Raw genomic sequence first — 12226 nt, 5'->3', positions numbered from 1 at the left:
CTCGGCTCTAGCCGCGCCGTCTCTGGAATACTGGATCGCCCGATCAAGTCGGGCGATGACAGTGTGCCCTTCTAAAAATTCACCCGGTTCGAGATCGCGCCGTCCACGACGAGATTGGACCCCGTCGTAAACCCCGACACCGGGCTTGCCAGAAACACCGCGGCGCTCGCGATTTCCTGCGGCGTTGCCATCCGGCCGGTCGGATTGCGCTTCATCGCGTCGTTGTAACGCTCGGGCATGTTCTTCTCGACCATCTCCCAGACCCCGCCCTTGAAATAGACGGTGCCGGGCGACACCACATTCACGCGAATCTTCTTCTTCGCATATTGCCGCGCCAGTCCCTTGGCCATGTGGATCAGCGCCGCCTTGATCGGGCCGTAGGAGCTGGCCGTGTCCGCCTGCGCCGCCGAGATCGAGGAGATGATGACGAAGGCGGCGTCGCCGCTTCTCTCGCCGCTCGTTTCGAGGAACGGCCGCGCGGCATCGAAGGCATGCACGGCGCCGAGCAGGTCGAGCTGGAAATTCTGCTGCCAGGATGCTGCATCGTGGCCCTGCGCCATCGCGCCGGCATTGGAGAACAGCATGTCGATGCCGCCGAGCTCTTTTGCGGCACCTTCGATCCAGGATTTCAGCGCCGCGCCGTCAGTCACGTCGACCGGGCCGCCGGTGGCGTTGACGCCCTCCGCCTTCAGCTCGGCAACGGTGGTCGCGACCTGATCGGCATTGCGCGCGCACACCGCGACATTGGTGCCTTCCCCGGCGAGCGTCTCCGCAATCGCCCGCCCGATGCCGCGCGTGCCACCGAGCACGATGGCGTTCTTGCCTTTGAGACCGAGATCCATTGTTGGGTTTCCTTTTTGTTGGTCGTGAGAGTGTAGTCGCGTGCGCGGCATCGCCGCAAATCCCATTGTTCGACCGTCACCCTGAGGTGCCGGAGCGTAGCGGAGGCCTCGAAGGGCGACAGCCCGGCTGCCAACTCGGCCGTGCCTCCTTCGAGGCTCGACTTGCGATGCATCGCAGGCCTCGCACCTCAGGATGACGGGATTAGCATTGGAGGACATGCCACCACTTTACGTCCTCACTCCGGCGACGCGCCCACCGGCGGGCCGCCGGGCGGGCGGTGCAGGAAGGTCAGCGAGGCGTAGGCGCCGGCCCAGGAGCCGATCGCCGCGAAAGCGACATAGAACGCGTTTTCGGTGTAGCTGATCACGGCGTAGGAGGAGAGCATGTACCAGACCGCGCTCCAGTTCGCAGCTGACATGCGCTTGCGCGCGATTACAGCCGAGGTGAACATCACATAGACCGCGTCTGTGGCCGCCGTTGCGATGAACACGGCACCTGCGGTGAGAGGATCGATGGCGGCCATTGCATGTCCTTATATGCTAATAGGATGTTGAAAGCTAAAGGGAGAGAAGGGTCATGCAAAGCCCCGCCGACATTCTCAGGGATATCTGGACCTCCGCCGGCGGCGATGCGTCCGCGCTCGAACGTGTGCGCTTGACCGGAGAGGAGCCGCAGATTCCATCCTCCTTTCGTGTTGCTGTTGCCGGCCAAACCACGATTGCTGCGGCGGGCCTTGCAGCGGCCGAGATATGGAGACAACGCAGCGGCGAAACCCAAAACGTCTCCGTCGACATGCGCCACGCCGTCGCCGAATGTCGCTCCGAGCGCTATCTGCGCCTCGACGACAAGCCGCCACCGCCGGCCTGGGACGCCATCGCCGGCGTCTACAGGAGCGGCGATGGCCGCTTCGTTCGCTGCCACACCAATTTCCCGCATCACCGCGACGCCGTCTGCAAGGTGCTCGGCTGCGAGGCGGAGCGCGACAAGGTGCAGGCCGCGCTGATGCAATGGAAGGGCGAGGATTTCGAGACTGCGGCATACGCCGCGGGCGGCGTGGTCGCTCTGATGCGGAGCTACGACGAATGGTCGGCTCTGCCGCAGGCGCGCGCGCTCGCCGGGTTGCCGCTGCTCTCGATCGAGAAGATCGGCGATGCCCCGCCAAAGCCGTGGCCAAAAGGCGATCGTCCGCTGTCAGGCCTGCGCGTGCTTGATCTCTCCCGCGTCGTCGCAGGCCCCGTCGCCGGCCGCACGCTCGCTGCGCATGGTGCGGACGTGCTGCTGGTGTCAGGGCCGGAGCTGCCCGCCATTCCCTGGCTCACCATCGACACCGGCCGCGGCAAGCTCACCACGTTCGTCGAGTTGAAGGGCGAGACGGGCAGGGCGCAAATGCGCGAACTGTTGCGGAACGCCGACATCTTCTCGCAGGGCTATCGCCCGCGCGCGCTCGCCGCCCTCGGCTTCGCTCCCGAGGATGCAGCGCAGATCAATCCGGGCATCGTCTATGTGACGCTGTCGGCCTATGGCCACGCCGGCCCCTGGGCCGAGCGGCGCGGCTTCGATTCCCTCGTGCAGACCACGACCGGATTCAATCATGCCGAGGGACGTGCTGCCGGTCTCGATGGTCCCAAGGAATTGCCGGCACAGATGCTCGATCACGCCACCGGCTATCTGATGGCGTTCGGTGCGATGATGGCCAAGGCGCGTCAGGCGCGCGAAGGCGGCAGCTGGCACCTGCGTGTGTCGCTGGCGCAGACCGGGCGCTGGCTTTGGGATCTCCGCCGGCTCGATGGCGGCCTGCATACCCCGGATCTTACGGGCGAAGCCGTACATACTGCGTTCATCGAGAGCATGCCATCTGGCTTCGGCATGTTGAAGGCGGTGCGCCATGCGGCGATGCTGTCGAAGACGCCGGCGCAATGGAGCCGCCCGGCAATGCCGCTCGGCAGTCATCCGGCACAGTGGCCGTCGCGAAGCTGACGTGAAGCTGACATGTCGCGAAATTTTAACGCAAACCGAAAGGCGCGCAGCGTTTTTTAGGTTGTTTGGAATTGCAATTCGGCACTATTAGCGCAACCGATAAGGCAGGCATCTGCCGAGATCGTCGCAGACACGACCGGGCTCCATGGTAGTTGAAAATACCAAGCGATTGCAGGTGTTTACGAAACAACGGGTGATCACATCCGTAGTTTTACTAGCTCTTGCCGGCGTTGGGGCCTACGGCTTTCGCTACGTCGGCGCCAAAGAAAAGAAGCACTCCGAGATCTCCAGCCAGTCGCGCAGGAATGCGCAGAATTTCACGCCGACGCCGTCGGAATGGGCGACGCTGACGATCGAGCCGGTCAAGGCCAAGGCCTTCCGCGCCGAATATGTCACCGAAGGCAAGGTCGCCGTCGACGAGGACCGCTCGACACCGGTGTTCTCGCCCTATGCCGGCCGCGTCACCAAGCTGCTGGCCAAGCCGGGTGAGATGCTGAAGCAGGGCCAACCGCTGTTCACGATCGAGGCCGCCGACACCGTGCAGGCCCAGAACGATTTCATCGCGGCGATGACCTCGCAGAACAAGGCGAAGTCGGCGCTCGAGCTCTCCGACATCCAGTTCAAGCGCGCCAAGGACCTCTATGAGGGCCATGCCATTCCGCTGAAGGATTATCAGCAGGCCGAAGCGACCCAGGTTCAGGCGCGCAACGACATGCGCTCGTCGGAGACTGCGCTGGAAGCCGCGCGCAACAAGCTGCGCATCCTCGGCTTCACCGACGAGACCATCAAGGCGTTCCAGGACAAGGGCGTGATCAATCGGGAAGTCACGATCTATTCGCCGATCTCCGGCACGGTCGTGCAGCGCAAGATCGGCCCCGGCCAGTACGTCAATTCCGGCGCCAGCGATCCGGTCTTCGTGGTCGGCGATCTCTCCACGGTCTGGCTCACCGCCTTCGTGCGTGAGAGCGATGCGGCCGCGATCTGCATCGGGCAGGACATCACGGTCAACGTGATGGCGCTGCCGGGCCGCCCCTTGAGCGCCAAGATCAATTACGTCGCTGCCGCGATCGACCCCAACACCCGCCGCCTGCAGGTTCGCGCCACCATCGACAACAAGGACGGGCTGCTCAAGCCCGAGATGTTCGCCAACGTCACGATCTATTCGGCCGGCGATCGCGCCGCGCCCGCTGTGCCGAAGCAGGCGTTGATCTATGAAGCCGACAAGGTCCGCATCTGGGTCGCGCGCGAGGACAAGTCGGTCGAGCTGCGCCAGATCAAGATCGGCCTCATCAACGGCAACCTCGTCGAGGTCACCAGCAATCTGAAACCCGGCGAGCAGATCGTCACCAAAGGCAGCCTGTTCATCGACCGCGCGGCGTCCGGCAGCTGATCGACGACCCAAAAAATTGCAGACAAACTGAAGCTTGAATGGATCGTCTCGTCGCCCTTGCCGTCAACCGGCGCTTCCTGATGGTCGGGATGTTCGTCGCCGTGCTGATCGGCGGCGTCATCGCCTTCAACCAGCTCAACATCGAGGCCTATCCCGATCCGACCCCGCCGATGGTCGACATCGTGACGCAGAGCCCGGGGCTGTCGGCGGAGGAGATCGAGCGCTATATCACGATCCCGATCGAGACCCAGGTCGCAGGCCTGAAGAACATCACGACCATCCGCACCATCTCGCTCTATGGTCTCTCCGACGTCAAAATCCAATTCTCCTTCGCCTATACTTACGAAGAGGCGTTGCAGCAGGTGCTGAACCGCCTGGCGCAGCTGGCGCCGCTGCCGGGCAACGTGCAGCCGCAGATCTCGCCGCTCAGCCCGATCGGCGAGATCTTCCGCTACCGTCTCGTGGGTCCGCCGAACTACAGCGTGCTCGATCTCAAGACCATCCAGGACTGGATCCTGCAGCGCCGCTTCCGCGCCGTGCCGGGCGTCATCGACGTCACGGGATGGGGCGGCAAGAGCAAGACCTATGAGCTCCAGGTCGACTTCAACAAGCTGGTCGCCAACGGTCTGACGCTGCCGCAATTGCTCCAGGCGGTCGGCAATTCCAACGTCAATGTCGGCGGCAACACCGTCAATATCGGCCAGCAATCGGCCGTGGTGCGCGGCGTCGGCCTGATCCGCTCGATCGACGATCTCGCCAATACCATGGTGGCGCAGACCGGCGGCAATCCGGTGCTGGTCAAGGACGTCGCCACCGTCACCGTCGGTCAGAAGCCGCGCCTCGGCATTGCCGGACTCGACGAGTCCGACGACATCGTGCAGGGCATCGTCCTGATGCGCCGCGGCGAGCAGAGCTCGCCGACCATCAAGCGGGTCCATCAGCTCGTTCAGCAGATCAACAATTCCAGCATCCTGCCGCCCGGCGTGCGCATCGAGCGCATCTACGACCGCGGCGATCTGATCGAGCTCACCACCCACACCGTGCTGCACAATATGGTGGTCGGCATTCTCTTGATCGTGCTGCTGCAGTGGATCTTCCTCGGCGATCTGCGCAGCGCGCTGATCGTCGGCGCCACCATTCCGTTCGCGCTGTTCTTCGCCGTCATCATCCTGGTGCTGCGCGGGGAATCGGCCAATTTGCTCTCGGTCGGCGCGATCGATTTCGGTCTGATCGTCGATGCCACCGTCATCATGGTGGAGGCGATCTTCCGCCGTCTGACCCAGACGACGCCGATGTCCGAGACCGAGCATATGTCCCATGAGACGCTGTTCGGCATGAAGAGCCACGCCATCCTCAGCGCGGCCGCCGACGTCTCGCGCTCGATCTTCTTCGCCGCGGCGATCATCATCGCGGCCTTCCTGCCGCTGTTCACGCTGTCCGGCGTCGAGGGCAACATCTTCGGGCCGATGGCTCGCACCTACGCCTATGCGCTGGCCGGCGGGCTGCTTGCGACCTTCACCGTCACGCCGGCGCTGTCCGCGATCATCCTGCCCGCGCATGTCGAGGAAACCGAGACCAGGGTGATGCGGATCCTGCACCGGTTGTACTCGCCGTTGCTGCGATGGGCGGTCGCCAACCGCAACATCGTGCTCGGCGGTGCGGTCGGCCTCGTGCTGATGACGGTGGCGCTCAGCCGGCTGCTCGGCCTCGAATTCCTGCCGAAGCTGGAAGAGGGCAATCTCTGGATTCGCGCCACGCTGCCGCCGACCATCTCGCTCCAGGAAGGCAACAGCTACGTCAACGAGATGCGCAAGGTGATCCGCGCCCGGCCCGAGGTCGAGTCCGTCGTGTCGCAGCACGGCCGTCCCGACGACGGCACGGACGCAGCCGGCTTCTTCAACGCCGAGTTCTTCGCGCCGCTCAAGCCGATCAGCCAATGGCCCGGCACCCGCGACAAGGAAGAGCTGACCGCGCAACTGCTCAAGCAGCTCGACGATCGCTTCCCCGGCGTCGAGTTCAACTTCTCGCAATATCTCCAGGACAACGTTTCCGAAGCCGTCTCCGGCGTGAAGGGCGAAAATTCGATCAAGCTGTTCGGCAGCGACCTTCAGGCGCTCACCGACACCGCCAACAAGATCAAGTCGGTGCTGGCCACGGTGCAGGGCGTCACCGATCTTGCGGTGTTCACCTCGCTCGGGCAGCCGACCGTCCAGATCGACATCGACCGCGCCAAGGCCGCGCGCTACGGCCTTGCGCCGGGCGACATCAACGCCACCATCAAGGTCGCGATCGGCGGCGACACGGCGGGCGATCTCTACGAGTCCGGCTCCGATCGCCACTTCCCGATCATCGTCCGCCTCGCGCCGGAATACCGCCGCAGTGCCGAGGCGATCCAGAATTTGCGCATCGGCGCACCCGGGCCGAACGGCACCGTCACGCAGATTCCCCTGAGCGAGGTCGCCACCATCAGCCTCGTCTCGGGCGCGGCCTACATCTATCGCGAGCAGCAGGAGCGCTATCTGCCGATCAAGTTCTCGGTGCGCGAGCGCGACCTCGGCAGTGCGATCCGCGAGGCCCAGCAGAAGATTGCCGAGCAGGTGCAGCTGCCGCCCGGTTCGCACATGGACTGGGTCGGCGAGTTCGGCAATCTCCAGGACGCGATCCGGCGGTTGTCGATCGTGGTGCCGATCTCGCTGGCGCTGATCGGCGTGCTGCTCTGGTTCAATTTCGGCTCGATGACCGACACGCTGCTCGCGATGAGCGTGATCCCGATGGCGATCTTCGGCGGCGTGCTGGGCCTGTTGATTACCGGCACTGCGTTCAGCGTCTCCGCGGCGATCGGGTTCATCGCGCTGTTCGGCATCGCCGTGATGGACGGCATCATCATTCTGTCGCAGTTCAACCAGCTCATCGAAGAGGGCATGGACCGCGCGAGCGCGGTGGTGCGCACCGGTGAGTTGCAGCTCCGGCCGGTGCTGATGACCTGCGTCGTCGCCGGCGTCGGGCTGCTGCCGGCAGCGCTGTCCGAGGGCATCGGCTCGCAGGTGCAGAAGCCGCTCGCGGTCGTCGTCGTCACCGGCATGATGCTGGCGCCGGTCGTGATCCTCGTGACCCTGCCGGTCCTGATCTCGTTCTTCTCGCGCCGCGCGCGCTGACCGTCAAAATCCGTAGAGTCGTGCCGGGTTGTCGACCAGGATCTTCTTGCGCACGTCGGCATCCGGTGCCCACACCGGAAGCTGGTTGAGCAGGCGGCCGTCGTCGATCTGATAGAGCGGCGCGATGTCGGTGGCTTTGCGTCCCTCGACACGGCTCGAATCCGGATGCGGCCAGTCGGTGCCCCAGACGACGCGATCCGGGTTGGCCGCGATCAGCGCCTGCGCGAACGGCACCATGTCCTGATAATCCGGCGCGAGCTTGGACGAGCGATAGGCGCCGGAGATCTTCACATAGGCCTTGCCGGACTTCACCAGCGCAGCGAGATCGGAGAAACCCGGCTGCTCCAGGCCGAGCGAAGCTTCCAGCCCGCCGAAATGGTCGAACACGACAGGTACCGGCGCCGTCTCGACGAGGTCCTTGATCGCCGAGATCATAGGAAGCGTGGTGTAGAGCTGCACGTGCCAGCCGCGCGCCTTCATGCGCTCGATGGCGGTGGTGAAGCGTGACCTGCCGACATTGGGATCGTTGACGCCGCCGGTTGCGAGATTGAGGCGCATGCCGCGGAAACCGTCCGCCTGCATCGCATCGAGCTGTGCCTCGGTGGTCTTGTCGTCGATCACGGCGACGCCGCGCGCATTGGCGCCGCGTGCCTTCATGCCGAACAAGGTCGACGAATTGTCGGTGCCGTAGACGCTGGGGGTGACGATCACCACGCGCTCGATATGCAGCGCCTTGTGCAGTGCAGCCATTTCTTCGGGGCTTGCCGGCTCGGGCGTGTAGACGCGCCCGGCGAAGAACGGAAACTTCTCGACGTCGCCATGAATGTGAGTGTGGCAGTCGCAGGCATGCGCGGGGACGTCGAAATTGACCGGCGTCGCAGGCTGCGCCGCGCGGGCGTGGGCTCTGTTGGTCATGGCTACTCCGGCGGCGAGGGAGGCAAGCAGGACGCTGCGTCGATTGAGCACGGTTTCTCTCCCTGGTTGTTTTATTTGGCAGTGTGCCGGGACGGTACCACATCAGCCGAATCGAAGCTGCGCTTCGTTGCATAGCTGCTCGACGATGTCCGCAAGCAGACGTGAGCCGTCCACGCGCACGACCGGGCAGGGCAGGCCCGCGAGCCATGCTTCATGTTTGGCGAGACTGCGACCTTCGCGGTCACCGGCCTCGTAATGCGAAGCCCATTCGACGAAGGCTTCGGTCTGCTCATGACGCCAGCCGCCCGGTGCGACGGCATCAGCACCGAAATGCGCGGCCTCGCGGGCGCGCAACCGCGTCAACCGTAGTTCGCGGGGCGTGACCACGAAGACCACGAGGTCGAAATACGCGACAAGTTCGTCGCCCCAGCCGGTGGCGGTTCCGCTCAAGACCCAGTCGTGCCGCGGTAGGAACATCTCGCGCATCAGGCGTAGCCGATCCGCGGCCGGGCGCGTCGTCTGGTAGGGCGGCGCGGTCGGCAGCCAGAAATAGTCGTCGCTATCGTGATGCGGCAGCGCAAGTCGGCCGGCGAGCGCCCGGCCGAGCGTCGTCACCCCGGAGCCCGAAGCGCCCGTCAGATGGATGCGGCGGCTTTTCATGGGCACCGGCCCGATAGATTGAAACTACTGCCCCGACGGCGTGCGCAGCCCGTGCCAGGCGTCGCGGACCTGGTGGTAGTGAACCTCGGGCAGATAATCCGGCGTGTTCAGGCTCAGCGTCTTGACGTCGAGATGGCCGATGGCGCTGAGCAGCGTGTAGGAGGCGATGACGCGATCGCGGTTGGCGCCGATCAGGCGGGCCTTGGCCTGGATCAGATCGGCCTGTGAGTTCAGCACGTCCACCGTGGTGCGCTGTCCGCCGGCGGCCTCGCGCTGCACGCCCTGGAGCGCGACGGTCGCGGCCTTCACTTCGGATTCCGAGGCCGACACGGTGATCTTGGCGCCTTCATTGGCGACCCAGGCGCTCACTGCCGCCGTGCGGGCCTGGTTGCGGACCTGATCGAGCACGAGCCGGCTCTGCGCCGTGATCTCCTTGGCCTGCCGGGTCTGCGCCGCGGCCTGGCCGCCGTCGTAGATCGGCGCGGTGACATTGGCGACGATCGAGGCCTGGTCCTCGGCGAAGGTGCCGAGCGTCGGGTCATTGTTGCGGCTCTTGCTGGCGCTGCCCTGGATGGTGGCGCTCGGCAGCAATGAGCCTTCGGCGATGCGGATGTTTGTGGAGGCGACATCGACGTCGAAGCTGGCGGCCATCACCGCCGGGTGCTGGCGGATTGCCATCGTCATGGCGTCTTCGCGGCTCTTCGGCAGATAGCGATCGACGGCCTCGGCGGGGCGAAGCTGCGACGGCGCATTGCCGATCACTTGCGCATAGGTCGCCTGGCTGACGGCAAGCGCGACTTCGGCGGCGTTGAGATCGGCAAGGCCGCGGTTGAGGCGCGCTTCGGCCTGCGCGCTGTCGGTCGGCGTGACATCGCCGGCGTTGAGGCGTCGCTGGGTGACCGAGAGCGTCTCGCGCAGGAAGGCGACGTTGGAACGCTGCGCCTCGACCAGCGACTGGTTGGCGAGCACGTTGGTGTAGGCGGTGACCGCGTCGAGCAACACGCCCTGGCCGACATTGCGCAGTGCCTCCCGGCCCGACTGCACCTGGAGCTCGGCGGCCCGCACGTTGTTGGCGGTGCGGAAGCCATTGAACAGGGTCTGCGTCACGGTGACGCCGATGACCCATGGCTTCAAATTGCCGGTCTGGATCGTGTTGTCGGGCAGCAGATTGCGCACCGATTGCAGGCCGGCGCTGAGGCTCGCCACGATCTGCGGCCGGTAACCGGCGAGGGCCTGCGGCACGTTCTCGTCCGTGGCGCGTTGTCGCGCACGTTCGGCATTGAGCTGTGGATTGGTCTGGTAGGCCTTGGCGAGCGCCTCCGGCAGGGCTTCGGCCCAGGCGGCGGAGGGCAGGGCGCAACACAGCGCCAGCGTGGTCCATGTCGCAAGTACAGGACCCACGCCCGATCGATGCCGCGTCAACTCGCGACCAGCTCTGGCGGTACGCCCAATCATGTATTCCCGCTCAACCTCGGCTGTCCGCCCCCGCCGACGGTGGCCTCTTAACTGTTTAACCAGCCGAGGTCCCGCAGGCAAACTGCCGCGGGCGAAACCCCCATGAAATCCGTGCTTGTTGCAGCTTCGTCACAGGGTTTCACGGGAACGCGGCCGAGCCTTACACCAGCCTGACCCGTTCCCTGACGTTACCGGTTCTTGTTCACCGGCTTGCGCTTCTCGATGAACGCCGCCATGCCCTCGGAGCGGTCCTCCAGCGCGAAGGTCGAGTGGAACAGGTTGCGCTCGACGCTCATGCCCTCGGCGAGCGTGGTCTCGAAGGCGCGGTTCACCGCTTCCTTGGCCATCGCAGCCGCAGGGCGCGACATCGCGGCGATCTTCTCGGCCGCCGCCATCACTTCGTCCATCAGCTTGTCAGCGGGCACGATGCGGCTGACGAGCCCGCTTCGCTCGGCTTCCGCCGCATCCATCATGCGGCCGGTGAGGCAGAGGTCCATCGCCTTGGACTTGCCGATCGCGCGCGTCAGACGCTGGGTACCTCCGATGCCGGGAATGGTGCCGAGCGTGATCTCGGGCTGGCCGAACTTTGCGGTGTCGGCGGCGATGATGAAATCGCACATCATGGCGAGCTCGCAGCCGCCGCCGAGCGCATAACCGGCAACCGCGGCAACCGTCGGCTTGCGGCAACGCGCGATCCGGTCGCCGCCGATCGCGGCGAAATCCTCGGAGAACATGTCGATGAAGCCTTTCGGCTGCATCTCCTTGATGTCGGCGCCGGCGGCAAAGGCCTTCTCGCTGCCGGTCACGACGATGCAGCCGATGGCGTCATCGGCCTCGAGATCGTCGACGGCAGCTGCGACCTCGCGGAAGACGCCGAAGGAAAGCGCGTTGAGCAGCTTCGGCCGATTCAGCTTGATGATGCCGACCGCGCCTTTGCTTTCGACGATGATGTGTTCGAACGTGCTCATGCTCCACCCACGCTTTTGATTGGGCAGGCAATGTGCCCGCTGGCGCGGTGAGCTTCAAGGGGCTAACGGCCGCCGGAACACGCAGCGAGATGCGCGTTCCGGGGAGGTTTCTCAGGCCAGGATCGGGCCCGCAATCACGCCATGAACATGCGCGCGGCGGACGCCAGCGTCAGCAGCGTGCCGACGCCGATGAAGATCTTGCCGATCAGGGAGCTCTGGTCCCAGGCAGAGCTTTGCTGGGCGCTTGCCATCACCGGTGCCGGCCGGGGCTGGGCCTCGGTTGCGGCAATCACCGCCTTCTGCGCCGGCGGGTTGTCCTGTTGCGCAGCGCGGTCGATGTCGTTGAGCTGATCGGGCGCGACGACCTGGCTCTCGGCGTTCGCGGCATTGGTATTATCGGCCGCTGCCTGGACATTGGTGTTGGCGCGGTCCGTCATCGCCGAGGCCGCTGCCGCAGTCGGGGTGTCGGTTGTGGCGACCTGCGCATTGGCGTTGGCGACCGCCGGCGGCATCTGGCTCGAGGCCGGGACGCTACTATCGGCCGTGTTGTCGGCCGCCTTGTTGTCAGACTTGGCCTCGTCGGCCTGGGCCGGAGCGGCGGTCTTGTCGTCGGATTTCTGTGCTGTCTTGCCGCTGGTGGTGGTGCGGCGTGACTCATGGCGCCGGTGCTTGCTCGGCTTGGCCGCGTCGGCCTGCTTGCCCGCGCTGTCCGAATTGCTTGTGGTTGAGCTTGGGGCCGCCTGTGCAAGGCCTCCGAACAGCAACAATAGGCCGGCCAGAACGATCAGGGCCGCGCGCCCGCTGGCTTTCATCATGGTGATGATCTCCCCAATTCCGCCCGTCCCGGAAACGAACAGAGACCC

At 65.2% G+C, this 12226-nt stretch carries 10 protein-coding genes; 3 read left to right on the top strand and 7 right to left on the bottom strand.

Going from position 1 to position 12226, the window contains the following annotated elements; genetic code table 11:
* Positions 1-71: 71 nt before the first annotated feature.
* Both BM190_RS16690 and BM190_RS16685 read right to left on the bottom strand, forming a co-directional pair.
* Complete coding sequence (locus tag BM190_RS16690; RefSeq protein ID WP_092256723.1) at positions 72-842, bottom strand: SDR family NAD(P)-dependent oxidoreductase; 771 nt, start codon at positions 840-842, stop codon at positions 72-74.
* A 236-nt stretch (positions 843-1078) separates the two neighbouring features.
* Positions 1079-1366 carry a hypothetical protein gene (locus tag BM190_RS16685; RefSeq protein ID WP_092256720.1) on the bottom strand — a complete coding sequence of 96 codons (288 nt, stop codon included), beginning with the start codon at positions 1364-1366 and terminating at the stop codon, positions 1079-1081.
* Between the two features lie 53 nt (positions 1367-1419).
* On the opposite strand from BM190_RS16685, the gene BM190_RS16680 reads away from it, so the two are divergent.
* The 3 genes from BM190_RS16680 to BM190_RS16670 all read left to right on the top strand — a co-directional run bounded on the left by BM190_RS16680 (position 1420) and on the right by BM190_RS16670 (position 7365).
* Positions 1420-2820, top strand: a complete 1401-nt coding sequence (locus BM190_RS16680) for a CoA transferase (RefSeq protein ID WP_092256716.1) — start codon at positions 1420-1422, stop codon at positions 2818-2820.
* Between the two features lie 145 nt (positions 2821-2965).
* Positions 2966-4210: an efflux RND transporter periplasmic adaptor subunit gene (locus BM190_RS16675; protein ID WP_092256713.1), complete on the top strand. Its 1245-nt coding sequence runs from the start codon at positions 2966-2968 to the stop codon at positions 4208-4210.
* Positions 4211-4248: 38 nt separating this feature from the next.
* Positions 4249-7365 carry an efflux RND transporter permease subunit gene (locus BM190_RS16670; protein WP_092256709.1) on the top strand — a complete coding sequence of 1039 codons (3117 nt, stop codon included), beginning with the start codon at positions 4249-4251 and terminating at the stop codon, positions 7363-7365.
* A gap of 3 nt (positions 7366-7368) precedes the next feature.
* Here the strand turns inward: BM190_RS16670 and BM190_RS16665 are convergent, their stop codons facing one another.
* From BM190_RS16665 to BM190_RS16645, 5 genes are all read right to left on the bottom strand, one after another.
* A complete protein-coding gene (locus BM190_RS16665; protein ID WP_092256706.1) occupies positions 7369-8331 on the bottom strand; it encodes an amidohydrolase family protein in 963 nt (320 codons plus the stop codon).
* Positions 8332-8382: 51 nt separating this feature from the next.
* On the bottom strand, positions 8383-8940 hold the full coding sequence (locus tag BM190_RS16660) for a P-loop NTPase family protein (protein WP_092256703.1): 558 nt from the start codon (positions 8938-8940) through the stop codon (positions 8383-8385).
* 24 nt (positions 8941-8964) lie between these two features.
* Positions 8965-10395, bottom strand: coding sequence for a TolC family outer membrane protein (locus BM190_RS16655; RefSeq protein ID WP_092256701.1), 1431 nt, complete (start codon positions 10393-10395; stop codon positions 8965-8967).
* 188 nt (positions 10396-10583) lie between these two features.
* Complete coding sequence (locus tag BM190_RS16650; RefSeq protein ID WP_092256698.1) at positions 10584-11363, bottom strand: enoyl-CoA hydratase; 780 nt, start codon at positions 11361-11363, stop codon at positions 10584-10586.
* Between the two features lie 134 nt (positions 11364-11497).
* Positions 11498-12178: a hypothetical protein gene (locus BM190_RS16645; RefSeq protein WP_092256694.1), complete on the bottom strand. Its 681-nt coding sequence runs from the start codon at positions 12176-12178 to the stop codon at positions 11498-11500.
* Between the last annotated feature and the right edge of the window lie 48 nt (positions 12179-12226).

The organism is Bradyrhizobium sp. Rc3b (genome assembly GCF_900114915.1).
Classification (GTDB): Bacteria; Pseudomonadota; Alphaproteobacteria; order Rhizobiales; family Xanthobacteraceae; genus Bradyrhizobium.
Note: the sequence above shows the minus strand (reverse complement) of the source record. Positions and strands in the feature narration are given on the sequence as shown.

Excerpts from the sequence above, each read along its gene's own strand:
- BM190_RS16690 (WP_092256723.1), bottom strand. The coding sequence starts at position 842 with ATGGATCTCGGTCTCAAAGGCAAGAACGCCATCGTGCTCGGTGGCACG.
- BM190_RS16685 (WP_092256720.1), bottom strand. The coding sequence starts at position 1,366 with ATGGCCGCCATCGATCCTCTCACCGCAGGTGCCGTGTTCATCGCAACG.
- BM190_RS16680 (WP_092256716.1), top strand. The coding sequence starts at position 1,420 with ATGCAAAGCCCCGCCGACATTCTCAGGGATATCTGGACCTCCGCCGGC.
- BM190_RS16675 (WP_092256713.1), top strand. The coding sequence starts at position 2,966 with ATGGTAGTTGAAAATACCAAGCGATTGCAGGTGTTTACGAAACAACGG.
- BM190_RS16670 (WP_092256709.1), top strand. The coding sequence starts at position 4,249 with ATGGATCGTCTCGTCGCCCTTGCCGTCAACCGGCGCTTCCTGATGGTC.
- BM190_RS16660 (WP_092256703.1), bottom strand. The coding sequence starts at position 8,940 with ATGAAAAGCCGCCGCATCCATCTGACGGGCGCTTCGGGCTCCGGGGTG.
- BM190_RS16655 (WP_092256701.1), bottom strand. The coding sequence starts at position 10,395 with ATGATTGGGCGTACCGCCAGAGCTGGTCGCGAGTTGACGCGGCATCGA.
- BM190_RS16650 (WP_092256698.1), bottom strand. The coding sequence starts at position 11,363 with ATGAGCACGTTCGAACACATCATCGTCGAAAGCAAAGGCGCGGTCGGC.
- BM190_RS16645 (WP_092256694.1), bottom strand. The coding sequence starts at position 12,178 with ATGATGAAAGCCAGCGGGCGCGCGGCCCTGATCGTTCTGGCCGGCCTA.